This is a genomic window from Shewanella sp. OMA3-2, assembly GCF_021513195.1.
Taxonomy (GTDB): domain Bacteria; phylum Pseudomonadota; class Gammaproteobacteria; order Enterobacterales; family Shewanellaceae; genus Shewanella.
The window spans coordinates 2,741,932-2,768,424 of record NZ_CP090974.1 but is presented as its reverse complement, the minus strand read 5'-3'; the positions used below and the strand labels follow the sequence as shown (position 1 = coordinate 2,768,424).

17 protein-coding genes are annotated in these 26,493 nt (G+C 40.3%); 14 read left to right on the top strand and 3 right to left on the bottom strand.

The window, feature by feature from the left end:
* Nucleotides 1-3: 3 nt before the first annotated feature.
* The 8 genes from L0B17_RS12260 to L0B17_RS12225 all read left to right on the top strand — a co-directional run bounded on the left by L0B17_RS12260 (nt 4) and on the right by L0B17_RS12225 (nt 14,309).
* Nucleotides 4-222 (top strand): DUF2835 family protein, encoded by a 219-nt coding sequence (locus L0B17_RS12260; protein ID WP_235085165.1) that lies wholly within the window; start codon nt 4-6, stop codon nt 220-222.
* A 311-nt stretch (nt 223-533) separates the two neighbouring features.
* Nucleotides 534-2,570, top strand: coding sequence for a DUF1302 domain-containing protein (locus L0B17_RS12255; RefSeq protein ID WP_235085164.1), 2,037 nt, complete (start codon nt 534-536; stop codon nt 2,568-2,570).
* A gap of 13 nt (nt 2,571-2,583) precedes the next feature.
* The gene (locus tag L0B17_RS12250) at nt 2,584-3,948 is read left to right on the top strand and encodes a DUF1329 domain-containing protein (protein WP_235085162.1); all 1,365 of its coding nucleotides are present in this window, start codon (nt 2,584-2,586) and stop codon (nt 3,946-3,948) included.
* 103 nt (nt 3,949-4,051) lie between these two features.
* Nucleotides 4,052-5,059, top strand: a complete 1,008-nt coding sequence (locus tag L0B17_RS12245; RefSeq protein ID WP_235085161.1) for a WD40/YVTN/BNR-like repeat-containing protein — start codon at nt 4,052-4,054, stop codon at nt 5,057-5,059.
* Nucleotides 5,060-5,099: 40 nt separating this feature from the next.
* The gene (locus tag L0B17_RS12240; RefSeq protein ID WP_235085159.1) at nt 5,100-7,409 is read left to right on the top strand and encodes an efflux RND transporter permease subunit; all 2,310 of its coding nucleotides are present in this window, start codon (nt 5,100-5,102) and stop codon (nt 7,407-7,409) included.
* A gap of 269 nt (nt 7,410-7,678) precedes the next feature.
* Complete coding sequence (locus L0B17_RS12235; RefSeq protein WP_235085157.1) at nt 7,679-12,523, top strand: NAD-glutamate dehydrogenase; 4,845 nt, start codon at nt 7,679-7,681, stop codon at nt 12,521-12,523.
* A gap of 62 nt (nt 12,524-12,585) precedes the next feature.
* A complete protein-coding gene (pyrD, locus tag L0B17_RS12230; protein ID WP_235085156.1) occupies nt 12,586-13,605 on the top strand; it encodes a quinone-dependent dihydroorotate dehydrogenase in 1,020 nt (339 codons plus the stop codon).
* Between the two features lie 170 nt (nt 13,606-13,775).
* Nucleotides 13,776-14,309, top strand: a complete 534-nt coding sequence (locus L0B17_RS12225) for a cell division protein ZapC (RefSeq protein WP_235085154.1) — start codon at nt 13,776-13,778, stop codon at nt 14,307-14,309.
* Between the two features lie 152 nt (nt 14,310-14,461).
* On the opposite strand, the gene L0B17_RS12220 is transcribed toward L0B17_RS12225, so the two are convergent.
* The gene (locus L0B17_RS12220; protein ID WP_235085152.1) at nt 14,462-15,211 is read right to left on the bottom strand and encodes an SDR family oxidoreductase; all 750 of its coding nucleotides are present in this window, start codon (nt 15,209-15,211) and stop codon (nt 14,462-14,464) included.
* A 506-nt stretch (nt 15,212-15,717) separates the two neighbouring features.
* Between L0B17_RS12220 and L0B17_RS12215 the strand changes: the two genes are divergently transcribed.
* From L0B17_RS12215 to L0B17_RS12190, 6 genes are all read left to right on the top strand, one after another.
* On the top strand, nt 15,718-16,374 hold the full coding sequence (locus L0B17_RS12215) for a GntR family transcriptional regulator (RefSeq protein ID WP_235085150.1): 657 nt from the start codon (nt 15,718-15,720) through the stop codon (nt 16,372-16,374).
* Between the two features lie 76 nt (nt 16,375-16,450).
* Nucleotides 16,451-17,329: a methylisocitrate lyase gene (prpB, locus tag L0B17_RS12210; protein ID WP_235085148.1), complete on the top strand. Its 879-nt coding sequence runs from the start codon at nt 16,451-16,453 to the stop codon at nt 17,327-17,329.
* Nucleotides 17,330-17,433: 104 nt separating this feature from the next.
* Nucleotides 17,434-18,558, top strand: coding sequence for a bifunctional 2-methylcitrate synthase/citrate synthase (gene prpC / locus L0B17_RS12205; protein ID WP_235085146.1), 1,125 nt, complete (start codon nt 17,434-17,436; stop codon nt 18,556-18,558).
* A gap of 137 nt (nt 18,559-18,695) precedes the next feature.
* On the top strand, nt 18,696-21,296 hold the full coding sequence (gene acnD, locus L0B17_RS12200) for a Fe/S-dependent 2-methylisocitrate dehydratase AcnD (RefSeq protein WP_235085144.1): 2,601 nt from the start codon (nt 18,696-18,698) through the stop codon (nt 21,294-21,296).
* 74 nt (nt 21,297-21,370) lie between these two features.
* On the top strand, nt 21,371-22,543 hold the full coding sequence (gene prpF / locus L0B17_RS12195) for a 2-methylaconitate cis-trans isomerase PrpF (RefSeq protein ID WP_235085142.1): 1,173 nt from the start codon (nt 21,371-21,373) through the stop codon (nt 22,541-22,543).
* Between the two features lie 451 nt (nt 22,544-22,994).
* On the top strand, nt 22,995-25,142 hold the full coding sequence (locus L0B17_RS12190) for a cation:proton antiporter domain-containing protein (RefSeq protein WP_235085141.1): 2,148 nt from the start codon (nt 22,995-22,997) through the stop codon (nt 25,140-25,142).
* Nucleotides 25,143-25,250: 108 nt separating this feature from the next.
* On the opposite strand, the gene bcp is transcribed toward L0B17_RS12190, so the two are convergent.
* The gene (gene bcp, locus L0B17_RS12185; RefSeq protein ID WP_235085139.1) at nt 25,251-25,715 is read right to left on the bottom strand and encodes a thioredoxin-dependent thiol peroxidase; all 465 of its coding nucleotides are present in this window, start codon (nt 25,713-25,715) and stop codon (nt 25,251-25,253) included.
* Nucleotides 25,716-25,805: 90 nt separating this feature from the next.
* On the bottom strand, nt 25,806-26,345 hold the full coding sequence (locus tag L0B17_RS12180) for a glycine cleavage system protein R (protein ID WP_235085137.1): 540 nt from the start codon (nt 26,343-26,345) through the stop codon (nt 25,806-25,808).
* Between the last annotated feature and the right edge of the window lie 148 nt (nt 26,346-26,493).

Below are 26,493 nucleotides of genomic sequence, written 5' to 3'. Positions count from 1 at the left end.
CTAATGGAGTTTTATTTTACTATTTATATTAGCTATAGAAAGTTTTCTTCGTATTATCAAGGTTATAGTGATTCTGTTGCTTTAACTGATGTTAAAGGTCGGCACTTGCAAATTAACGCTAAATATTTTAGACCTTTTTTGACGCTAAATGGCATTAACGGCCAATTTAAACTGGAGTTAGACAGTCAAGGCAGATATAAGTCATTAGTCAGGTTAGAGTAATTACTTCAAACGTTTGATTTATTGATTTTGATGTTCAGCTGTCGAGCGAATTTTAAATAAACTACTGAAATAAAATGTTTTTAATTATTTGTCATCAGCTCATTTCTAGTTCCCTAAACTCAATTCAAATATAGCACTCATTCTAGTTGTGGTATTATCGTTAACCACGTTAATTTTATTATATATTTTCTTTATTTTGGCCTTGCTCAACAAGGTTAAATACTGTAACAATGGTGTTGCCTGTGGGCTAACAAGATGTTGGTTTAAATTCCTATAACAACGATTCCAGCAGGTTACGGAGATAAGCTAAAATGAATATTGTTAAGAAAAAATTTAACAAGTCGGCAATTACTTTGGGGGTAATGTCGGCTTTGTGTTTAGGAATGAGTCAAAGTGCTTCTGCCGCCTCATTTGACTGGGGTGATGTTGAAGGTACTTTCGATTCAACCTGGACTGTCGGTGCTAGCTGGCGTGTCGGTGAACGTGATTGGGAAGGTCAAATTGGTAAGGTTAATCAACCACAATTTGATTGGTCTGGTTATTCTGCATTTGGTAACACTAAATACACATCCGCTGAAATCTGGGCTGAGCCAGGTTCCTATTCAAGCAATAACGATTTAAGTAACTTACTTTACTCGCAGGGTGATACCACCTCTGAAATTGTAAAAGGGTTGCACGAGTTATCCCTGAAATATGAAAATTATGGTCTGTTTGTTCGTGGTATGTATTTCTATGACCGCAAACTAAATGATGGTAGCTATGATTTTAATGATCCATTAACAGGTAATACTTTTGACCCGTGTGCAGACGACCGAGCGTCAGAAGTACAATGTAAAGATGTACGCTTATTAGATGCTTTTGTCTACGCCAACTGGGACTTAAACGATGGTCAAAATCCATTAACAGTCCGAGTGGGTAATCAGGTTGTGTCTTGGGGTGAGAGTACATTAATACCACATGGTATTGGTGTCATAAACCCAGTTGATTTAAACATCTTAAATGCACCAGGTGCTGAACTTAAAGAAGCTTTCCGTCCGCAGGGTATGGTTTGGGCTTCTTTAGGGTTAAGTGAGTACTTAAACGTTGAAGCATTTTACCAGTACCAATGGGAACCAATTTGGGTACCTACACCTGGCTCTAACTTCGCTACAAACGATTTTGCAGGTTTTGGTGGCTATAATCAAAATGCACAATTAGGGTTTAACTCTAACCCCGATATCAACCTAGACTTTTTAATATCTGAATACCAGGCATTGTATGCTAATGCTGCTGCGACAAATTTTAACCCAGCAATGGCTTCTGCAATGACAGCTTATTCAACTAAAGTCGCTTTAGTTCAAGATGAGGCTACACCAAGCGATGATGGTCAGTATGGTATAAAGCTTGGTTATTATGCACCTGAGTTAGCTGAAACTGAGTTTGGTTTCTATTACATGAATTACCACAGTCGTCGCCCACTTATTAGTGGCACAGCGTCTAACTTTACCGCAGCAGGTATAGGTGGTGATTATGCTAAGTTAGCGGCGAGTCAAGGTAATATTGACCGTGAATTATTGCTAAGCATGGAAACCTTTACTAAAGCACAAATTGTTTACCCAGAAGATATTCAATTATACGGTTTCAGCTTTAACACTTTAGTCGGTGATACATCAGTTGCAGGTGAAATTGCGCATCGTGTAGATGAGCCGCTTCAAATAGATGATGTAGAATTACTTTTTGCAGCAATGCCACAGCAGTTAGCTAATGCGGGAATTCGTCCTGATTTAGACGGTATTTCACAGATGGATGTTGCTGAGCCTGGTGCAACAGTTGATGGCTTTATTCAATTAGACACTACACAAGCACAAATGACATTCACTCACTTATTTGGTCCTACACTAGGTACCGATAATTTGACTATGCTAGCCGAAATTGGCGGTGTTTGGATTCATGACATGCCTGGTTTTGATGAGTTACGCTTAAACGGTCCTGGTACTTCTCGTTCTGGTGGTAATCCTGCTATGCCAGGTATTATCCAAGCGGTGCATAATGGTCCTGAAACTAACCCATTCCCAACAGATTTTGCTTGGGGTTATCGTTTAGTTGCTAAAGCGGACTTTAACAACGTATTCGCTGGTGTAAACATGGCGCCGCGTATTATTTTCTCTCATGATGTTGATGGTATTACACCTGACCCAATGTTTTTATTCACAGAAGGTAAAAAGTCTGTTGCATTAGGGCTAAACTTTGAATATCAGAATCGTTGGGGTGTAGATTTCTCTTACAACAGCTTCTTTGGTGGTGTAGGGACAACTAATGCGATGGAAGATCGAGATTATGTCTCGTTCAACGTCAAGTATTCGATTTAAAAGGATAATAACAATGAAGAAACTGACGATATTATCGGCAGCAGTTATTTTTGCACTTGGTGCTCCTGTTGCGATGGCGAAAGTATCAGAAGCTGATGCTGCTAAATTAGGCACAAGCTTAACGCCTATGGGGGCAGAAAAAGCAGCTAATGCTGATGGCTCTATTCCCGCTTGGGATGGCGGTATTACAAAGCCGGTTGCTGGCTATGAAAAGGGAATGCATCATTTAAATCCTTTTCCAAATGATAAAGTATTGTTTACGGTAACCAATGCCAATAAGGCACAGTACCAAGCGTTTTTAACACCAGGTCAAAACAAGTTATTTGAATTGTATCCAGATACATATCAAATGAATGTCTATGAAACGCGCCGTACAGCATCAGTTCCGCAATATGTTTATGATGCGATTAAAGTGAATGCGACCTCTGCTGAATTAGTTGCTCAAGGAAATGGTATCTCTGGCGCGACAATTGGCGTGCCATTCCCGTTACCAAAAGATGGTCTAGAGGTCATTTGGAACCACATACTGCGTTATCGTGGTGTTGATGTAGAAACATACCGCAGTCAAGCAGCGCCGACCTCAAGTGGCTCATACACGCTTGTAGAAAATGCTGAAGAAATACGTTTTGAATATACTCGTCCAGAAATTACTTTAGATAAGTTAAAAGAAACCAATACTTTGTTCTATTTCAAACAAGTAGTAACACAGCCAGCGCGTCTTGCTGGTACTGCATTACTTGTAAAAGAAACTATGGATCAAGAAGCATTACCGCGTCAGGCTTGGACTTATAACACTGGACAACGTCGTGTGCGTAAAGCACCTAACGTTGCTTTTGATACACCGGGTACTGTATCTGATGGCTTAAGAACAACGGATGATTTCGACATGTTTAACGGCTCACCAGTGCGTTATAACTGGGAGTTAGTCGGTAAAAAAGAAATCTTTATTCCTTACAACGATTATAAGCTTCATTCTAATGAGCTTAAGTATGATCAAATTTTAAAACCTGGTCATATCAATCCTGAATACGCACGTTGGGAAAAACATCGTGTATGGGAAGTGAAGGCTACGTTGAAAGAAGGCATGCGTCATATTTATAAAACCCGTGTTTTCTATATCGATGAAGATTCTTGGCAGGTATCGTTAACTGATATGTATGATAATCGTGACGAGTTGTACCGTGTTGGTACCGCACATACGATTAACTATTATGAAGTGCCTACAATGTGGAGTACTTTAGAAATATTCCATGACCTTCAATCTCGCCGTTATCTAGCGATGGGTTTAGACAATGAAGGCCGTATGTATAACTTTGATGCAAACTTATCAGAGTCTAACTTTACTCCTGATGCACTTCGTCGTGCGGGTATTCGTTAATTTAGACTAGTTTGTTGAATATTAGTTGGTTAAATTCTAGATGTTAATTATTAGTTTTTAAATAAAAGGGGCGCTTTGCGCCCCTAAATTTAAGGAAGTTTGTATGAAGGTTAGCATGCTTCGCAGTGCTGTCGCGATAGGATTAAGTGCATGTTTATATACTGCTTCGGTCAATGCACAACTTGATCCTTTAACAGTTCAAATTCAACCGCTTGCACAAACATCTTTAATAACAGATGTTGTTAATGCAGGCGATAAGTTACTCGCTGTTGGTCAGCGTGGGCATGTCTTAGTATTTGATAAGCAATGGCAGCAAGTACCTACACCTGTTGTAACCCAATTGACGAAAGCTTTTTTTCTGAACGATACATTAGGCTGGGCTGTTGGTCACGATGCGACTATTATTCATACCAATGATGGTGGAATGACATGGTCTTTACAGATGCAATCGACCGAGTTAGAAAAGCCTTTTTTAGACGTTCGTTTTTTCTCTGAACAACACGGTATCGCTATCGGGGCATATGGTTTATTTTATCGTACTGAAGATGGCGGTAAAACCTGGCAAGATGAGTTTCATCAAGAATTATTGTTTGAAGAAGATGTGTCTTATTTGAACGATTTAAAAGAGCAAGATCAACAGCTTTATTTATCAGAAAGAGCAGCTTTGCTACCTCATTTTAATCGAATAATTCACTTAGATGAACAGCGTTTGTTGTTGGTTGGCGAGTTAGGGTTAGTTGCTGTGTCAACTGACATGGGGCATTCATTTGAGCGTGTAGACTTTGATTATGACGGTTCAATGTTTAATGCCATCACGGTTGATAATAACGTTTATGTAATGGGCTTACGCGGTCATGTATTTCAATCATCAACAGATTTAGATACCTGGCAACAAATTGAATTGCCTGTTGAATCATCGATTAATGGTGCGTTAGTTAATGATGGTGATTTATACCTTGTGGGAAATGCAGGGATTGTGTTGAAAGTTGATGATGGAAAAGCAGAAATAGTCGCTCGTCGTCAAGGTGAGAACATTGTATCAGTTGCGAAAAGCAAACAGGGTGATATTTGGTTTGCGGGCTCTAAAGGGCTATTTCAGCTGCCTAAATAATATTTATTAAGACAAAAACAACAATAATAGGGCCGACACGATGTTAGAAAAACTGGTCAATAGTTTTGAGACCCACCTATTCCGTAATCGGATGTGGGTTATTATTTCATTTATTTTTATTACGGTATTTTTAGGATACCAAGCAAGCCAGCTTAAAATGGATGCGGCTTTTAGTAAGAATATTCCGCTTCAGCACACTTATATGCAAACCTATACCAAACATCAAAAAGATTTTGGTGGTGCAAATGGAATTATGGTGGCGGTTGAAGACACCAGCGGTAATATATTTAATCCAGAATTCTTTGAAGCCCTTAAAAAGGTGCACGATGAGTTGTTCTTTATAAACGGTGTTGAGCGTTCACAAGTTAAATCACTTTATTCGCCCTCAACCCGCTTTACTGAAGTGGTTGAAGACGGTTTTGCGGGCGGTCCTGTTATTCCGGCTGACTTTCAAACCGATGAGTATGGCCTTAATACTGTTCGCGATAACATTGAAAAAGCAGGTATTGTTGGTCGCTTAATTGCAAATGATTATTCAGCTGCAATTGTATCTGCTCAATTAATGGATTTTGACCCGGAAACGGGGAAACCACTCGATACTATTGCGTTTGCACAGCAGTTAGAGCAACAGTTGCGTGGCCAATTTGAAAATGAAAAGATTAAAATTCACATTATCGGCTTTGCCAAAATGGCGGGTGATGTTGCCGATGGTGCCAAAGGGGTTTTGCTGTTTTTCTTAATTGCTATCGCAATTACTGCAGTGATGGTTTACCTGTTTTCTAAATCAATCGTGTTAACTGTGTTGCCATTGCTGTGTAGTTTAATGGCGGTTATTTGGCAGCTAGGGCTGCTTACTGTTGTTGGCTTTGGTTTAGACCCAATGTCGATTTTGGTGCCGTTTTTAGTGTTTGCTATTGGTGTGAGTCATGGCGTTCAAATGATTAACGCTGTGCGTCGCAGAGTGCTGGATGGACAAGCAACAAAAGCCGCTGCAGCATCAGCATTTAGAAGCTTATTAGTGCCAGGCGGTATTGCATTATTGTCAGATACGGTAGGTTTTCTAACATTATTAGCCATCGATATTGGCATTATTCGTGAGTTAGCTATTTCTGCCTCTTTAGGCGTGGCAGTGATTATTTTAACAAACTTAATTTTGCTACCTTTGGTTATCTCTTATACCAATTTATCTAATGCACAAGAAAACCCAGAGCATAAAGCTAAAGTAGAAAACCTATGGCGTAGCTTGTCTAAGTTTGCAACGCCAAAATACGCGGTTGTTGTATTAAGTTTGACAGCAATACTTTATGGGGTTGGTTTTATGCAAGCAACCCAGATGAAAATTGGTGACTTGAAAGGTGGGGCTCCAGCGCTGCATCAAGATTCACGCTATAACCTTGATACCTTTTTCATTACAGATCACTTTTCTATTACTACTGATGTGATGACCATTATTGTTGAAGCGGCACCAGAAGCGTGTACTTATCATTCATTGCTCAATCAAATTGATCAATTTGAATGGATGGTTGCTAATACTCCTGGAGTCGAGTCTACAGCGAGTTTGGCATCGATTGCGAAAGCTGTGAACTCAGGTTTTAATGAAGGTAATCCTAAATGGCAAATATTGCCTCGCACCACAGCGAGTCTAGTGCAAGCGGTAGGGCAAGTGCCAACGACATCAGGACTATTAAATGGTGATTGTTCCGTTATGCCTGTGTATCTTTTCTTAAAAGATCACAAAGCTGAAACGATTGAAGTGGTTGTTAATAAAGTCAAACAAGTTGCTGCAGAACTAAACAGCGATAAATTACAATTCAAATTAGCGTCTGGTCCTGTAGGTGTGATGGCTGCGACTAATGAAGCGGTTAGCGAAGCACAGCTGCCTATGATGATTTATGTCTATGGTGCAGTGTTCTTCCTATGTTTAATCAGCTTTAAATCACTTAAAGCAACGATTGCCGTTATTATTCCACTTTATGTGGTATCAACCCTTGCACAAGCCTTGATGACATTATTGGATATTGGCCTCGCGGTAAGTACTTTACCGGTAATAGCATTAGGTGTTGGTATTGGTGTCGATTACGGAATTTACATTCTTTCCACTATGTCAAATAAACTGACTAACGGCATGCCGGTACAACAGGCTTATTTTGAAGCCTTAGTTGAGCGAGGAAGCGCAGTGATCTTTACTGGCTTAACATTAGCCATAGGTGTGAGCACTTGGTTCTTTTCTGCCCTTAAATTCCAGATGGACATGGGTATTTTGTTAACCTTTATGTTTTTAGTGAATATGTTAGGAGCCATTATTATTCTGCCAGCACTTTCCGCGCTATTTTGGCCTAAAAGAAAGTAAAAACAATAACTTAAATTAAATGGAGGGCTTTGCCCTCCATTTTTTTTTGCATAGTTAATCTAAAACATCGAGTTTAATTGCATATTAAACAACAAAACACTTACGAAACTGTATATTCAGAGGATGTACCACTAAAATTTTCCTCGATATAGCAGCAATTTAGTACTAAGCTCTGCATCAGATCTTAGAAATTGTGTTTCTAAGTCAAACAAGCTGAAGCATCCATAAATGATAAAAGCGCTGCCATAGACGCTTAAGGAATCTGCAACATGGCCTTTAAAGATGTAATGCCTTCTGTACTATTAGAGAATGTAGTTAATTTGATTCATTCAAAAATCCCTAATTCACAAGCAAAACAAGTTGAGCAATTTGCCCAATGCCTCTACGCCCATATGTCAAGAGACGACCTCAATGTCCGAAATGACAGTGATTTATATGGGGCAGTAGTGAGTCTTTGGAATGCGCTTAATAAAACTGCGACAGGGGATACCCACATTCGCGTGTTCAATCCGACTCAATCAAAACATGGTTGGCAGTCAACCCATAGTGTGATTGAAGTCATTCAACCCGATATGCCATTCTTAGTAGATTCATTATCTATGGCACTCAACCGCATGGGGATCACTGCCCATGTGATGTTACATACCCCATTAGCCGTGGTACGTGACACTAAAGCCGTTACTCAAGTAACGTTTGTCAATAACGCACCTAAAGCCAGTGATAATATCGCCGTATTCTTAATCGAGATTGATAAACAAAATAGCGATGCAGACATCAAAGCAATAGAAAAAGAAATTAAATCAGTGCTAGCTGATGTTGTTGCATCGGTCGTGGATTGGGAAGAAATGTCAGCTAAGCTTTCTGACACAATTAAACAATTACCTAATCGGCCTTTTCCTGGAGATAAATCAGAGTTAGAAGAGGCGGTTAACTTTCTTACTTATTTGAATAATCATCACTTTACACTTTTAGGTTACCGTTATTACGATCTAAAACGTGTCGAAGGTGATGTTGAACTCGTCCCTGACTTAGAAAGCAGTTTGGGTTTAATGAGTCGTTCAAAAACCGCGACAAGTGATCGCGGTTTATTGTTGTCGACCTTGTCTGAAAGTGCGCGTCGTGAAGCACTTGATTCAAGTTTACTTGTGCTTACAAAAAGCTCTGCTAAAAGCCGAGTTCACCGCCCAGCTTATGTCGATTATGTCGGCGTAAAAAGATTTGATAAGAAAGGTAATGTGATTGGTGAAGACCGTTACATCGGTCTATATGCATCTAATCTTTATAACCGTAGCCCTCGTGAAATTCCATTACTGGCTGAAAAAGTCCAACGTATATTAGATCAATCAGGTCTAGCACCGCGTTCACATGACTATAAAGCCCTAATGAATATTCTTGAGAACTTGCCTCGCGATGAGCTGATCCAAGCGAAAGTGGAAGAGCTTTCACATATGGCACACGGTGTACTGCAAATGCAAGACCGTGACAAGTTGAAGCTGTTTGTGCGAAAAGATGGTTTTGGTCGATTCTTATCGTGTTTAGTGTATGTGTCTAAAGACCGTTATAACACTAAATTCCGCCAAGATACCCAACGCATTCTTGCCCAGCATTTTAATAGTAATGAAGATGTAGAGTTTACGACATATTTCTCAGAGTCTACTCTTGCTCGTACGCATTACATTATTAAAGTCGACAATAATAATATGGAAGTAGATGTGGCTGCGATTGAACACAACCTTATTGAAGCTGCGCGCTCATGGGATGATAAATTACACTCTGCACTTAATAACGAGTTAGGTGAGCAAACTGGTACTGGGTTTACTAAACGCTACCTCAATGCTTTTCCACAAAGTTATAAAGACGATGTATTACCAAGCTCTGCAGTTGTTGATCTTCAACATCTTGAAGCCTTAGATGATGAGCATAAGTTGGGAATGTTGTTCTATCAGCCGCAAGAAACGGCATTGAATAACAACAAGGTGCGTTTAAAGCTGTTTCATAAAGATGAACCTATTCACTTATCAGATGTACTGCCAATGCTTGAAAACTTTGGTTTGCGTGTGATTAATGAGCGCCCGTACGAAGTAAAAACGAATGACGGACATACATTCTGGATCCTTGATTTCTTAATGACGGTTCAGGGTGCAGCGATTGATAACTTAGCTGATAGTCAAGAACGTTTCCAGAATGCTTTGTCATTTGTATGGCAGAAAAAACTGGAAGATGATGGTTTTAACCGTATGGTGTTATCTACAGGTTTAAACGGTCGTGAAGTGTCAATTTTACGTGCATATGCAAAATATATGCGCCAAATTGATGCAACATTTAGTCAGTCTTATATTGAAGAAACTTTCAGTCGTTATCCAAAAATTGCTGACTTGCTTGTTAAAATGTTTATCCGTAAGTTTAATCCAAAACTTAAAACACGCACATTAAGCAAATTCGTCGAGCAAATAGATAAACAATTAGATGATGTATCAAGCCTAGATGATGATCGTATTATTCGTCGTTATTTAGATTTAATTAACGCTACCTTACGTACCAACTTTTATCAAACCGATGCTAAAGGTGATTATAAGGCCTATACCTCATTTAAATTTTCACCTCATTTAATTCCGGAAATGCCAAAACCATTACCGAAATTCGAAATATTTGTTTACTCGCCAAGAATTGAAGGCGTGCATTTACGTTATGGTAAAGTGGCCCGTGGTGGTTTACGTTGGTCTGATAGACGTGAAGATTTCCGCACTGAAGTGTTAGGTTTAGTCAAAGCACAGCAAGTTAAAAACACCGTCATTGTTCCTGTAGGTGCAAAAGGTGGCTTTGTCTGTAAACAACTGCCAACTGAAGGTGGACGTGAAGCATTCTTTACTGAAGGACAAGAATGTTACCGTTTATTCATCCGAGGTTTGTTAGATATTACTGACAATATTATCAATGGTGAGGTTGTTCCACCAATTGATGTTGTGCGTCATGATGAAGATGATTCCTATTTGGTTGTAGCAGCTGATAAAGGCACGGCGACATTCTCGGACATTGCTAACTCAATTGCGATTGAATACGATTTCTGGCTAGGCGATGCATTTGCTTCTGGTGGTAGTAATGGTTACGACCATAAGAAAATGGGTATCACTGCAAGGGGTGGTTGGGAATCGGTTAAACGTCACTTCCGTGAAATAGGCATCGATTGTCAAACTACGGACTTTACCTGTTTAGGTATAGGTGACATGGCTGGTGACGTGTTTGGTAACGGTATGTTGTTATCGGAGCACACCAAGTTAGTTGCCGCATTTAACCATATGCATATTTTCATTGACCCTAATCCAAATGTAGCTGAAAGCTATATTGAGCGTAAGCGTTTATTCGAACTCCCACGCTCAAGTTGGGAAGATTATAACGCCAAGCTAATCTCTAAAGGCGGCGGGGTTTTCTTGCGTTCTGCCAAGTCATTAAAATTGACGCCTGAAATGAAAACCATGTTGTCTACCGATAAAGACACCATGAACCCACTCGAATTATTAAAAGAACTGCTTAAAATGCCAGTTGATTTGATGTGGAACGGTGGCATTGGTACTTACGTTAAATCAAGTAAAGAAACCCATGCTGAAGTCGGTGATCGCGCTAATGATGCATTACGTGTAAATGGTAATGAAATGCGGGTCAAAATTGTCGGTGAGGGCGGTAATTTAGGTTGTACTCAATTAGGGCGTATAGAATATGCTGCTAATGGTGGCCGTATTAACTGTGATTTCGTCGATAACGTTGGTGGTGTTGACTGCTCTGATAATGAAGTAAATATCAAGATTTTCTTGAATACTTTAGTTGCAGAAGGTGAGTTAACCGTTAAGCAACGTAACCGTATACTCGAAGAGATGACTGATGAGGTCAGCGAAATTGTACTGCAGGATTGTAAAGATCAAACACGTACAATTTCTGTGACTCAAGTTCATGGTGTTTCTCAGCTTAAAGAACAGATCCGTTTCATCCAGTATTTAGAAAAAGAGGGTAAATTAGACCGTGCCCTTGAATTCTTGCCAACGGATGATGACTTAGCTGATCGTTTAGCTAATGGTCGTGCTTTAACTCGCCCAGAATTGGCAGTTTTAGTAGCCTATGCAAAAATGGTACTTAAAGAACAGTTAGTTACCCCTGAAATTACTGAAGATAGTTTCTTAAGTAAATTACTAGTGGCTTACTTCCCGAAAAAACTTCAAGCTAAATATACCCATAAGATGGTCCAGCATCCTCTACGGGGCGAAATTATTGCCACATCATTAGCCAATGAATTAGTTAATGACATGGGCTTCAATTTTGTACAACGTATGCAAGATGAGACTGGCGCCACAGTTGCTGAAGCGGCTATTTGTTACACTATGGCACGTGAAGTCTTTGGTTTAGATGAGTTAACTAAATCAATTACGGATTTAAATGGTGTTATACCTGCGGTTGTACAGGGTGAGATGCTGCACCAATTACGTCGTAATATGCGTCGCGCTTGTCGCTGGTTTATCCGTCATCGTAACCGTAATCATAATATTGAACAGACAGTTGAATTCTTTAAGCCAGTATTTGAAAAGCTTAAAGACAACGTTGATCAATATATGATAGCAGCCGAAGTTAAAGCGATATCTGCAGAGATTAACTCGCTTACAAAAGAAAATGTGCCAATGTCAGTCGCAACCGTTGTTGCTAAAATGAGCACATTATTCTCGGCACTCGATATTGCACAAATTGCTGAAATTGAGAATAAATCACTCGACTTAGTGTCGGCTACCTACTTTAAGCTAGGCGCAAAAGTTGAACTGCATTGGTTCTTAGAACAAATTAGTGCACAACCAGTGGCAAACCATTGGCAAGCATTAGCACGTGCAGCTTTCCGTGAAGAGTTGGACTGGCAGCAACGTGCATTAAGCTCAGCGGTACTGCGTACTTGTAGCGATACTTGCGATGCAGATGTTGTGATTAATCAATGGATTAAGAGTAATAAAACCTTACTTCAACGTTGGTATCATATGTTAGCTGACTTTAAAGTATCTCAAACACATGAGTTTGCTAAGTTCTCCGTTGCGCTACGTGAACTTAACTTGCTGATTTTGCATTGTGAAGGTCAGAAATAATTCTTTATAATGTGAACTAGCCCTGGCGATTGCCGGGGCTTTTTTTAGGCCTAGGAGAAAACATGTTTTATAAACTCGCACAGAAAGTAATGTTTCAGATAGATCCTGAAGTGGCTCACAATGTGGCCATAGGAAGTTTGAAAATAACCGGTAACACACCGCTTAATTGCTTTTATCGTCAAAATATCTCAAAAACGCCCGTTGAATGTATGGGGATTACTTTTCCAAATCCTGTGGGATTAGCGGCTGGATTAGATAAAGACGGCGAGTCGATTGATGCGTTTCATGCCATGGGTTTTGGTCATGTAGAAGTAGGTACAGTAACGCCTCGTCCACAATCGGGTAATGATAAACCACGTTTGTTTCGCCTTAAACCGTCAGAGGGGATCATTAACCGGATGGGATTCAACAATAAAGGTGTTGATAATCTTGTACGAAACTTGATGGCGAAAAAATCTGATGTTTTAGTCGGTGTAAATATCGGTAAAAATAAAGACACTCCGGTAGAGCAGGGTAAAGATGATTATCTTATTTGTATGGATAAAGTGTACCAGCATAGTGCTTATATTGCGGTAAACATTTCATCCCCTAATACGCCTGGTTTACGTACACTGCAATATGGTGAACTGTTAGATGATTTATTAAGTGCGATTAAAGCTAAACAAACAGAATTAGCACAAAAATACGGTAAATATGTGCCAGTTGCATTGAAAATAGCGCCAGATTTAACCGATGATGAAATTCAATCTATTGCTGATTCACTGATTAAAAATAAATTTGATGGTGTTATTGCCACTAATACCACCTTAGGGCGAGATGCGGTAGCTGGTCTTGAGCACGCACAAGAAATGGGAGGATTGAGTGGTAAGCCATTAACCGATCTTTCTACTAAAGTGATCAAGACACTTGCGGGATGTTTGCAAGGCCAGATCCCGATCATTGGTGTCGGCGGGATTAATTCAGCACAGGATGCAAACGATAAATTCACTGCGGGCGCTACTTTAGTTCAGATATACAGTGGTTTTATCTATCAAGGACCTCAGCTAGTATCTGAAATAGCTAAGGCTTATCGTACAAAATAGCCTCAAACGATCAATTGGTAAGATCAAAAATCATGCCGCGATCGCTGCTATGCGATCGCAATTTGTTCTAACGTAATGAAATATCAGTAATAATTTTTAAATAAATTTTGATATTGTTTGAAAAATCATCTATTATCGACTTGTATTCAATTTTTAGGTGAAATTGCATCATGTTATTAATGCCAAATAAGGACTGGCATTGGGAATTTAGCACAAGATATCAGCAACTAAGCGTATCTTTAGGTTCCGAGATGGAGTTCTTAACCCCATATAAAACAAAACAACTTATTCCTGATGCGTTAGGAATGATGGAATTTAGCGTAGAACATGCTAAGTTCTATATTCGCTTGCTTGAAATTTTACCTAAAGTGTTGCATATCTCTGATGCTGGCATAGTACAAACAGCACTTAATGCAACCGCCGCTCATTTTTTATTACAACCTCAAATGCCTAAATCTTGGTTTTTTCAAGCCAGTGATGAATGTGTCTATTGCGATATAGGTAAGATATTTCAACTTAATTGTAATGGCGTTAACGTATTAGTATTAGTTGTTGAAGATGGCTTGCAAGCCGCTACAGTAATGTTATTGTCTAATCACTGTGTTTTGTCAGATGTTAAGTCGCTGAATCAGTTTGATATCATTAAAGTTATTCATAATCGTTTACATCCTTTACGTAAAATCAAACAGGTTGTTGCGGCCTAATACAACAGATCAATATGCTAACCAACAATCTGTGTTTGCCAATATTCTAGTGTAGTTACCTCCCAAATTAAAAATAACCCAGCCAAATTGAAAAGTTTGGCTGGGTTATTTTTAAGCGTTTAATTTTGTTAAAGCTAAACTGCAATTTACGATTAACTCATTTTTCTAATAAAGCTTAGTGGCGCGATACGCAATATCCAATGTAATAGTGCCCAAGGATAAGAAGGGACATAAACATTAGCGTGCTCTTTATTGATTGCTTTAACTATCGCTTTGCAGCCTGTTTCTAAATCGACTCTGAAGGGCACTGTTTTTACTTTTTCGTTGATTTCTGTTCGAATAAAACCAGGGTGAACACAGGTGATCTTTATCGGTGTGTGCATCACATCGATTCTTATACCTTCTGATAAAGAGGTTAATCCAGCCTTAGTCGCCGCATATACTGTCATGGCTCGTCTAAACCCTCTGACTGCGCTGATTGACGATATTGTCACTAAATGACCATTATTCTGTTGTCTAAATATCTCCATAGCGGCTTCGCATTGAGCAATAGCTGCAATAAAATTAGTTTGTGCGGTTTCTAGGTTGGCTTTGAAAAAACCGGTTCCAATCGAAGCTCCTTTACCCATTCCTGCGTTTACTATAATCCTGTCAATTGTACCCATATCGTGTTGGCATTGCTTGAACACAGTAAAAACGGCCTGATGATCATTTACATCCAGCGGATAAATATACACAGTGATATTTGGGTTAATTGCTAATAATTGTTCTTTTAACAAAGTTAATAAGTCGATTCTGCGAGCACATAGTGCAAGGTTGTGGTTATTTTCGGCAAATTTTTTCGCCATTCCAAGGCCGAGGCCAGAGCTTGCTCCTGTGATAAGGATATTGGTTCTGTACATGATGGTTCCTATTATTATTCATTCTGCATAAACAATGGATAACGCAGTAAAAGTCGCTAAAAATTATGCCCTAAAGGTGCGGATAACCTATTTTGCTTTTTGTTCATAATCAGTTTATTGCTAGATATTCGCTTAAAAGGCTAGGCATCACACCTTGCGCCGCACTCTTATATAAACAACAAAACAGTTTAACTCGCACAAAATTTGACCATGAAAGATCAACTGCCCTAAGTTGGAATAACTAAGTCGACTATAACGCTCCCTTTGTCAGAACAGAAGGCCATCATATTCGTTTAAAGCGATAGAGTGTGCCTGTAGATATGTAACAAAAATTTTGTTGACCTAACAAATCGGTCATTAATCCATGACATATTAGGCAGATATAATGTGATTACCAATTTACAAATCACTTTTACTGTTGTCGACAATTTTGGTGTTTTTAGGTTGTTTACTGCTCTAAATCTGCTATATTGTCGACATACCATTATTAAATTGAGTTTGACAACATGATGTTTGCCAATGAAAAGCCAGTCACAGCGGCAGATAAAACCTTTATTTTGCTTCGGGATGACATAGTTGAAGGCCGAATTGTGGCGGGTTCAAAACTCAGTGAAACAGAATTGTCGACAAAGTATGCAGTGAGTCGTGCAGTTATTCGCGAGGCCATTAACCGGCTTGAGGCTTGTCACATTGTTGAGCGTAAAGCTAATGTCGGCGCTCGGGTTGTTGCCCTTAGCCCTGAAGGCTTAAAAGAGCTTTATCAAGTACGTGAGTCACTGGAAGGTATGGCGGCTAGATTAGCGGCTATAAATATGACCCATGATGAAATAGAAGACTTAATGGGGCTATTACAAACTCACTTTGATGAAGTGAAAGACGGTCAATCCTATTATCAAGAAGCGGGTGATGTTGATTTTCATTACCGAATAATTTTAGGCAGTAAAAATAAGCATCTCATTAGTATGTTATTTGACGGTATTTATCACCTAGTTCGCATGTACCGAGTGCAATTAGGTATGGCTGGCCCAAGAGTGACAACCGCATATGATGAGCATAAACATATTGTGAAGGCCATAGCTAATCGTGACGCAGAACTCGCTGAAATCTTGATGCGTCGACACATTATGTATTCCAAAAATAATATTGAAGCCAAGTTGAACTAATCATATCGGGCTATTTTGATGACCGATAATCGATTAGCTGATTTTAACATTTTTAATCAAGACACAAGGAACGAATATGAGCGCAGGTAAAAAATTTCGTCAGGCATTGGTAGCGAATAAACCATTGCAAATCGTGGGTACAATTAATGCCTATTCTGCAATGATGGCTAAACAAATTGGTCATCAGGCCATTTACTTATCTGGTGGGGGGGTTGCCAACGCTTCTTATGGCTTACCTGACTTAGGCATGACATCATTAAATGATGTATTAGTAGATGTGCAACGTATTACCTCAGCGTGTGATTTACCTTTGTTGGTAGACATTGATACAGGTTGGGGCGGCGCATTTAATATCGCTAAAACTATCCGTGACATGGAAAAAGCCGGTGCAGCGGCTGTGCACATGGAAGATCAGGTGGCACAGAAACGTTGTGGTCATCGTCCAAATAAAGAAATTGTTCCAGTAGACGAAATGGTTGATCGCATTAAAGCAGCGGTTGATGCGCGTACTGACCCTGATTTTTTCATCATGGCGCGTACTGACTCGTTTGCGCAAGAAGGGTTAGAGGCCGCTATCGAGCGTGCTAAAGCTTACGTGGCAGCCGGTGCAGACGGTATTTTTGCCGAAGCAATTAAAACAGAAGAACATTATCGCGCCTTTGCTGAAGCATTAGATGTGCCTATTTTGGCTAACATTACTGAGTTTGGCCAAACTGAATTATGGAATAAGCAACAATTAGGCGAGTGGGGCGCAGCAATGGTGTTATACCCATTGAGTGCATTCCGTGCGATGAATAAAGCGGCTGAAAATGTTTACAATGCAATTTTAACCGATGGCGACCAAAAAGCGGTTGTTGATACTATGCAAACGCGCATGGATCTATATGACTATTTAGGTTACCACGATTATGAACAGAAATTAGATAGCCTGTTTGCTGAAGGTAAAAACAAATAATCATTCAGTATAAGAGTGTAAGCCACTTTTACGACTAAAATAAAATACCCTACAATCGCGGTTTAGCATGGCCAAATCGCGAAAAGCATAAGAAGGAAGATATCATGGTAGACAAGAAATTATCAGGCGCAGGATTACGCGGTCAAAGTGCTGGTGAAACAAAATTATGTACAGTTGGTAAATCAGGTTCAGGGCTGACTTATTGTGGTTATGATGTCGCGGATTTAGCCGACAACGCCACCTTTGAAGAAGTCGCTTATTTATTGTTTAACGGTGAATTACCTACTCAAGCACAATTAAGTGCGTATAAAATAGAATTAACAGCGCAGCGTGATTTACCTGATGCTTTGAAAGCGGTATTAAAGCTTATTCCTGCTGATGCCCATCCGATGGATGTGATGCGAACGGGTTGCTCATTTTTAGGTAACCTTGAACCTGAAGTTGATTTTACTCAGCAACACAAAGCGTCGAACCGCTTGCTTGCTGCGTTCCCGGCGATTATGTGCTACTGGTATCGCTACAGCCATGAAGGTGTAGAAATTGACTGTACTACCGATGAAGACTCACTTGGCGGTCACTTCCTTAAATTATTAAACGGCACAACACCGTCTGCTCAACACCGTAAAGTAATGGACGTATCATTAATTCTTTATGCAGAGCATGAATTTAACGCCTCAACCTTTACCGCGCGCGTTTGTGCCTCAACCTTGTCGGATATGTATTCGTGTGTCACTGGTGCAATAGGTTCTTTACGTGGCCCACTTCACGGCGGTGCTAACGAAGCTGCTATGGACATGATCCAAAAGTTCAGCTCGCCTGCTGATGCTAAAGTGCAAATGGCCGGAATGCTTGAACGTAAAGAAAAAATTATGGGCTTTGGTCATGCTATTTACCGTGATTCAGATCCTCGTAATGTCATTATTAAAGCTTGGTCAGAAAAGTTAGCCCATGAAAATGGTGATACGTCTTTATATGACATTTCTGTCGCCTGTGAAGAGTTTATGTGGGACAGCAAAAAGTTATTCTGTAATGCAGATTTCTTCCATGCCTCTGCTTATCATTTTATGGGCATTCCAACTAAGTTATTTACGCCAATTTTTGTGTGTTCACGTTTAACTGGCTGGGCTGCACATGTGATGGAGCAACGTTCTAACAACCGTATTATTCGTCCAAGTGCTGATTATGTTGGCAGCGAGCCACGTAAAGTGGTGCCTATCAGCCAACGTTAATGTTACTGGCCGAGTCATCTTATGATGGTTCGGCTCGTTACGATTAATGCTTATTATTACTCGGTTATGCTTAGTGCATTGTGATTTATTATTAGCATTTTTTAAAACCGATCACCTCATCTACCGTGGATTTTGTTATGAATACTGATTATCGTAAACCTTTACCCGGCACAACTTTAGACTACTTTGATACCCAAGAAGCGGTTGATGCTATTGAAGCAGGTGCTTATGCAAAGCTGCCTTATTGTTCTCGTGTTTTTGCCGAAAACTTAGTTCGTCGCTGTTCACCAGAAATGCTCACCGATTCGTTAAAGCAGTTGATTGAGCGCAAAAGTGACCTAGACTTCCCTTGGTACCCAGCCCGTGTAGTTTGTCATGATATTTTAGGCCAAACCGCATTAGTCGACTTAGCGGGCCTGCGTGATGCGATTGCTGAAAAAGGTGGCGACCCTTCAAAAGTTAACCCAGTAGTGCCAACGCAATTGATTGTTGATCACTCACTTGCGGTAGAACATGCTGGTTTTGATAAAGATGCGTTTGAGAAAAACCGCTCGATTGAAGACCGCCGTAATGAAGACAGGTTTCACTTTATCAACTGGACTAAAACGGCATTTAAAAATGTTGATGTTATCCAACCGGGTAACGGTATTATGCATCAAATTAACTTAGAGCGTATGTCGCCAGTGGTGCATGCGCAGAATGGTGTGGCGTTTCCTGACACCTTAGTCGGCACCGACAGTCATACGCCCCATGTTGATGCATTAGGCGTTATTGCCATTGGTGTGGGCGGCTTAGAAGCTGAAAGCGTGATGTTAGGTCGTGCATCTTATATGCGTTTACCTGAAATTGTGGGTGTTGAAGTAACGGGTAAACCGCAACCTGGCATTACCGCGACCGATATTGTATTGGCGTTAACGGAATACCTACGTGCGCAAAAAGTGGTGTCATCGTATCTTGAGTTTTATGGTGAAGGTACTACCCATTTAACCCTTGGCGATCGCGCCACGATTACAAACATGACGCCAGAATACGGCGCTACCGCAGCGATGTTCTACATCGATAAGCAAACCATTGATTATCTGACATTAACCGGTAGAGAAGACGCGCAAGTAAAATTAGTTGAAACCTATGCCAAGCAAGCGGGTTTATGGGCTGACACACTTACTCATGCTGTGTATGAACGAGTGCTGCACTTTGACTTATCTTCAGTGGGCCGTAACATTGCAGGGCCATCAAACCCGCATAGTCGCGTGCCAACCTCTGAGCTAGCAGCTCGCGGCATTAGTGGCGTGGTTGAAAACGAACCCGGCAAAATGCCCGATGGTGCTGTGATTATCGCCGCGATTACCAGTTGTACTAACACCAGTAATCCACGCAATATGATAGCGGCTGGCTTATTAGCGCGTAATGCTAATGCCCGTGGTTTATTACGCAAGCCTTGGGTGAAGTCATCACTGGCACCTGGCTCGAAAGCGGTGCAGTTGTATCTAGAAGAAGCGGGTTTATTACCAGAACTTGAAAACTTAGGCTTTGGTATTGTTGGGTTTGCCTGTACTACGTGTAACGGCATGAGCGGTGCACTTGATCCGGTTATTCAACAAGAAGTGATTGATCGCGACTTATACGCCACAGCAGTATTATCCGGCAACCGTAATTTTGATGGCCGTATTCATCCTTATGCTAAACAAGCATTTTTAGCATCACCACCTTTGGTTATCGCTTACGCCATTGCCGGTACGATTCGTTTTGATATTGAAAAAGACATCTTAGGTATCGATAACCAAGGTCAAGCTGTCACATTAAAAGACATTTGGCCAACCGATGAAGAAATCGATGCAGTTGTTAAAGCAAGCGTTAAGCCTGAGCAATTCCGCAAAGTCTACGAGCCGATGTTTGATATAAAAGTCGAATATGGTAGTCACGTAAATCCACAATATGACTGGCGTCCGCAAAGTACTTATATCCGTCGTCCGCCTTATTGGGATGGTGCCTTAGCAGGAGAGCGTACCATGAAAGGTATGCGTGCTTTAGCGGTATTAGGTGACAACATCACCACCGATCATTTATCACCATCAAACGCGATTATGTTAGACAGTGCCGCGGGGGCTTATTTACACAAAATGGGCTTGCCAGAAGCTGATTTTAACTCTTATGCCACTCACCGAGGTGATCACTTAACAGCCCAACGTGCTACGTTTGCTAACCCTAAACTATTTAACGAAATGGTGCAGGAAAACGGCAAGGTTAAGCAAGGATCGCTCGCGCGCCTTGAGCCAGAAGGCCAAGTGATTCGCATGTGGGAAGCGATTGAAACCTATATGGAACGTAAGCAGCCACTGATTATTATAGCTGGTGCTGATTATGGTCAAGGCTCGTCACGTGACTGGGCGGCAAAAGGCGTACGTCTAGCTGGCGTTGAAGTGATTGTTGCTGAAGGTTTTGAGCGCATTCACCGTACTAACTTAGTCGGTATGGGGGTGTTACCGCTTGAATTTACTTCAGGTCATAACCGCCATACTTATCAGATAGATGGAACTGAAACCTATGATGTGGTTGGTGATCGTAAACCGGGTGCTATGCTTGATGTCATCATGACCCGTAAAAACGGTGAGCAAGTGACTATCGCGGTAAAATGTCGCGTCGACACGGCTGAAGAGTTGTCAATTTATGAAGCCGGTGGCGTATTACAACGCTTTGCACAGGACTTTCTAGAGTCAAGTTCTGCGCAGTCATTGTAGCGTACAACGATAATCAATCATCAGATTTAGGCGGTGTATGGGGTTGCCATCACCGCCTTTTTTAAGGATAAAATATGACATTTAAACCACAACTAAAAATATCTGCAACCTACATGCGTGGCGGCACTAGCAAGGGAGTCTTTTTTAATATCTCTGACTTACCCCTAGCAGCGCAAGTGGCTGGCGCAGAACGTGATGCAATCTTACTCAGAGTGATTGGCAGTCCAGATCCCTATGGTAAACATACTGACGGTATGGGCGGGGCGACCTCAAGTACCAGTAAAGTTGTGCTTTTATCAAAAAGTACCCAGCCTGATCATGATGTGGATTACTTGTTTGGCCAAGTGGCGATAGATAAACCTTTTATCGACTGGAGTGGTAATTGCGGCAATTTAACTGCGGCAGTCGGTTCATTTGCGATAAGTAATGGATTAATCGATGCTAACCGCGTGGTTGATAATGGCATTACGGTTGTGCGTATATGGCAAGCAAATATTAATAAAACGATTATTGCTCACGTACCTATGACTAATGGTGACGTTCAAGAAACGGGAGATTTCGAGCTGGATGGTGTGACGTTTCCAGCCGCTGAAGTGCAAGTTGAATTTATTGATCCCGCCGATGGTGAAGGGGCGATGTTCCCTACAGGTAATGTGGTGGATGAATTAGTTGTACCAAATATAGGTACATTTAACGCTACCATGATTAATGCTGGTATTCCGACCATTTTTTTGAATGCAGCAGAAATTGGTTATACTGGACTAGAATTACAAGATGCAATTAATAATGACACTGCAGCATTAGAAAAGTTTGAAATTATTCGAGCCTATGGTGCATTAAAAATGGGATTAATCAGCCATCTAGATGAAGCTAAAATTCGCCAACATACACCTAAAGTGGCCTTTGTAGCACCTACAGCGGATTATGTTAGTTCAAGTGGTAAAGCCATAAATGCTGCAGAAATCGATTTATCGGTTAGAGCGCTATCAATGGGTAAACTACACCATGCCATGATGGGTACCGCTGCGGTAGCTATTGGTACCGCAGCAGCTATACCAGGTACATTAGTTAATCTTGCCGCTGGCGGTATTGAGCGCCAATCTGTTACCTTTGGTCATCCATCAGGTACTTTGCGGGTTGGGGCGGAAGCTAAGTTGATTAAAGGTGATTGGCTTGTAACTAAAGCGATAATGAGCCGCAGTGCTAGAGTGTTAATGGAAGGAAAGGTGCGTATACCTCAAGACTAACTTTTCTAGTTTAGATCATTATCTTGTTTCAAAGCCTAAGCACTGTCTTAGGCTTTATTATTTAAAAACGATTTATAATCAATATGTTGTTTTATTTTTCATCAAAAAATATCAATTATAATTTAGATCTAAAAATGACTTGATCACAGCTAGAAATTAGTATTTTATATGCATAAATTTATATGTTGATGTTCTGTCTCGATAGAAATTTTTATTACCTTAATATCATTAACTTAGCGGATAAGTATGGCAATCACCTCATTTGTAAGCGATGGTTTTTTAGCCAGCGTGATTACTGTGGTCACACTTTAGTAATAGCTTGGTGAGGTTAAATAGGTTTATCAGACTTTGATTGCCCCTATAGGTCAATCCTTAGCGGAAAAACTGTTAGGCAACTAAAGATTAGTCAGTACTTGAAATCTTGTACTGAGAATAAGAAAAGGAAAATATTATGGTTGAACACATCACGGGTATGCTGGCATTAATCGGTGTATTGTCGCTTTTGTGTCAATGGGCAGGCTGGAAATTAAGATTACCTGCAATTTTGCCGCTATTACTATGTGGATTGTTACTCGGACCAGGATTGAATATTCTTAATCCAGATGAGATTTTTGGTGATCTATTGTTCCCTATCATTTCATTGGGCGTCGCGGTGATTCTTTTTGAAGGGGCGTTGACGCTCAATTTCAAAGAGATTAAAGATAACAGCCGCATGGTGACTAATCTTGTGACTATAGGCGCACTGATTACTTGGGCATGCATTACGCCTGCTGCGCATTTTTTGATGGGATTCGATTGGCCAGTAGCATTTCTATTTGGCGCCTTAGTTGTAGTTACCGGGCCAACGGTAATTGTACCTATGCTGCGCACGGTAAAACCTAAGGCTAAATTAGCCAGCATTTTACGCTGGGAAGGTATTGTTATTGACCCCATAGGTGCGTTATTTGCCGTTCTAGTTTACGAATATGTCGCCGTTACGGCTGATCCCACAACACACGTACTTTATGCATTAGGCCTTACTTTAGTGCTTGGTTTTGGTATCGGTGCTGCCGCGGGTTACTTTATTGGTGTCGCATTAAGAAATAACGTCTTTCCACATTATCTGCGTAACACGGCTGTATTAACAATAATGTTAGGCGTATTCGTCGGTTCAAACTTATTACAACATGAATCAGGACTATTAACCGTTACTGTAATGGGTATTTGGCTTGCCAACATGCGCGGTGTAGACATCGCCGATATTCTAGAATTTAAAGAAACCTTAACCGTTCTGCTTATTTCAGCACTGTTTATTTTGCTTGCAGCCCGATTAAACTCTAACGCTATGCTAGGACTGGGGATAGGCGCTTTTGGTGTGCTGTTCGTGGTAATGTTTATTGCGCGTCCTTTAAGTATTTGGACTTCGGCATTAGGCACCAATTTGACCTCAAAAGATAAGTGGTTTTTGAGTTGGGTTGCTCCCCGCGGTATTGTTGCGGCGGCAATTTCATCACTGTTTGCAATTAAATTAGAAGAGTTAGGTGTACACGGTGCAAGTTCAATTGTGCCATTAGTGTTTTTTATCATTATTGGTACCGTTGTTATTCAAAGTTTAACCGCAGGTCCTTGGGCAAAATTTTTGGGGGTTAAAGAAGATTCAAATCAAGGTTTACTTATTTTTGGTGCATCTAAATTTGCTCGAGAATTAGCCACCCAGCTATTAGCTAAAAACATTAAAGTTATCTTAGCAGACAGTAACTGGGACAGTATTCGTCAAGCACGTATGGAAAATATTCCGGTCTACTTTGGTAACCCTGCATCTGAACATGCATCTAATTATATGGACTTAAGCGGTATAGGCAGAGTGCTAGTCATGTCTCCTTATCGTCAGCTGAACCCATTAGTCAGTTTCTACTTCCAAGATTTATTTGGCTCAGAAAAAGTGTACGGTCTTAATAATAGTGAAGCTAATGTTGGCAGCGGTCGCCATCAACTGTCAGAGTCTTACTTACAGCGGTTATGCTTATTTGGCGAAGGAATAAGCTATGCCAAAATAGCCAGTTTAATGGCCAAAGGTGCAGTACTCAAAGTCACTAATATTACCGAAAACTTCAGTTATGAAAAGTTTTATGAGCGTTATGGCGAAACAGCTATACCTTTGGTTTATATAACTAAAGAGGCTAAGTTGAAAGTCATTACAGCTGAGACTCAAAAGTTACCTATAGGTATTGAGTTAATTAGCTTGTTACCTCAAGAAGCACAGGAACAAGCAATCATTCAGCGTGCGTTAGATGAGGAAGCGGCTCGTTTAGCTAAGATAAAAGCGGAAGAAGAAGCAAAAGCGGCTGCTGAGGCACGCGCTATCCGTGAAGCTGAAGAGGCTGAGCAACGTGCAATCGAGAAAGCACGTCGTAAAGAAGAAGAATTGACTCTGTTTGAGGAACAAGAGAAAGCTAAGTTACTTGAAGAAGAGCAGGCTACTTTGATTGAAGAGGCTAGAATTGAGAAAGAGTCTGAGACTTTACACATTCAATTATCGAATGATGAGGTGCTTAACGATACCTTAGCTACAGATGAAGGTGAGTCTTTAGATAAAAAAGAACAGCCGTTAAAGTCATAGTATTTTAATGGTATAAATCTTGAAAAAAAGGCTTAGTTAATACTAAGCCTTCTTATTTTTTATCACTTTGCATGTTTGTCCGTTAGTGATGACAATCTAATATTTATGTTATTTACAGAGTTCTAATACTACTTGGTGATGATCTTTAGTTTTAAATTTATTGATGAACTGAGTGACTTTACCTTCAGTACCCACAATAAAGCTAAGCCTATGTATTCCATCATAAATTTTTCCCATAAACTTCTTTTCGCCCCAAACTCCAAATGCATCAGCAACGGCATGATCTTCATCACTTAGTAAGTGAAAATTGAGTGCTTGTTTATCTGAAAACTTTTGTAGCTTAGCAACAGGGTCTGGGCTTATGCCTAAAATAGTAATATTTAAGTTATCCAGTTGTTGCTTAATATCACGCAAGCCTTGTGCTTGAACAGTACAACCCGGTGTGGATGCTTTTGGATAGAAATAAACCAGGACAGGGCCTTTATCCAGACAGTCTTGTAATGAAATAGCTTCGTTAAATTGATTTTGCAATGTAAATAAGGGCGCTTTATCACCCGCTTTTAAGGTGTTCATAATTATTCCTTGTCAGATAATAAGAAGCGGCATTTCTAATCATTAATCAGATAAAATACACTTGGTAATGAAATATAGTTTAACTCATGTTTATTGAGATGAACTTGTGCCCTGCATTAACTTGATGCTGCACTCTAGATTCATTTCTTCAGCCAATTGATAAATTGATGTTTCTAGCTTAGCTAAATCGACCTTATCAGGAATATTAATCGCTAAAAATATCGACTGTGTTTGCAGGCCTTCATTATCATCTGCATGAGAACGCACTGCGGCCAAATCAAGTGAACGTTCGGCTAAAAATTGGGTAATTGTTTTCATGGTGCCACGTTGATCTTCACCACTAATGCTCACTTCAACACGCGACACATAATTCTTCGGTACGTGTTTAGATGTGCGTTTCATCACGGTCATCAGCTCTAATTCAACACTAAGACTGGGTAACATAGTTTCAATTTTAGTAATTGCTGGCCATGAGCCCGAAATCATCATTATTAGGGTAAATTCATTACCAAATAACGCCATACGGCTATCAACGATATCACAATCACAATCACTGGCTAACCGCGCTAAGCGACTAACTAAACCAGGGCGATCTGTACCCATTGCGGTAACGACCAGATAGTTGGTCATGGATTTTCCTCATTTGTTCGAATGAAATATCGAGTGACGTCTGTAAACATACTATACGTCTATGCAGCCGATAATATTATCATATCATCGTAACAAACCCCCTTTAAACGATAGAATAAAAAAATTACCGAGTGTAATTGGTGTAATT

Bases quoted from the DNA above. Each gene is read 5' to 3' on its own strand.
- prpB (WP_235085148.1), top strand. From the start codon at position 16,451: ATGAGCGCAGGTAAAAAATTTCGTCAGGCATTGGTAGCGAATAAACCA.
- L0B17_RS12215 (WP_235085150.1), top strand. From the start codon at position 15,718: ATGATGTTTGCCAATGAAAAGCCAGTCACAGCGGCAGATAAAACCTTT.
- L0B17_RS12260 (WP_235085165.1), top strand. From the start codon at position 4: ATGGAGTTTTATTTTACTATTTATATTAGCTATAGAAAGTTTTCTTCG.
- bcp (WP_235085139.1), bottom strand. From the start codon at position 25,715: ATGAACACCTTAAAAGCGGGTGATAAAGCGCCCTTATTTACATTGCAA.
- L0B17_RS12240 (WP_235085159.1), top strand. From the start codon at position 5,100: ATGTTAGAAAAACTGGTCAATAGTTTTGAGACCCACCTATTCCGTAAT.
- acnD (WP_235085144.1), top strand. From the start codon at position 18,696: ATGAATACTGATTATCGTAAACCTTTACCCGGCACAACTTTAGACTAC.
- L0B17_RS12255 (WP_235085164.1), top strand. From the start codon at position 534: ATGAATATTGTTAAGAAAAAATTTAACAAGTCGGCAATTACTTTGGGG.
- L0B17_RS12190 (WP_235085141.1), top strand. From the start codon at position 22,995: ATGGTTGAACACATCACGGGTATGCTGGCATTAATCGGTGTATTGTCG.
- L0B17_RS12245 (WP_235085161.1), top strand. From the start codon at position 4,052: ATGAAGGTTAGCATGCTTCGCAGTGCTGTCGCGATAGGATTAAGTGCA.
- L0B17_RS12180 (WP_235085137.1), bottom strand. From the start codon at position 26,345: ATGACCAACTATCTGGTCGTTACCGCAATGGGTACAGATCGCCCTGGT.
- L0B17_RS12220 (WP_235085152.1), bottom strand. From the start codon at position 15,211: ATGTACAGAACCAATATCCTTATCACAGGAGCAAGCTCTGGCCTCGGC.
- pyrD (WP_235085156.1), top strand. From the start codon at position 12,586: ATGTTTTATAAACTCGCACAGAAAGTAATGTTTCAGATAGATCCTGAA.
- L0B17_RS12225 (WP_235085154.1), top strand. From the start codon at position 13,776: ATGTTATTAATGCCAAATAAGGACTGGCATTGGGAATTTAGCACAAGA.
- prpF (WP_235085142.1), top strand. From the start codon at position 21,371: ATGACATTTAAACCACAACTAAAAATATCTGCAACCTACATGCGTGGC.
- L0B17_RS12250 (WP_235085162.1), top strand. From the start codon at position 2,584: ATGAAGAAACTGACGATATTATCGGCAGCAGTTATTTTTGCACTTGGT.
- L0B17_RS12235 (WP_235085157.1), top strand. From the start codon at position 7,679: ATGGCCTTTAAAGATGTAATGCCTTCTGTACTATTAGAGAATGTAGTT.
- prpC (WP_235085146.1), top strand. From the start codon at position 17,434: ATGGTAGACAAGAAATTATCAGGCGCAGGATTACGCGGTCAAAGTGCT.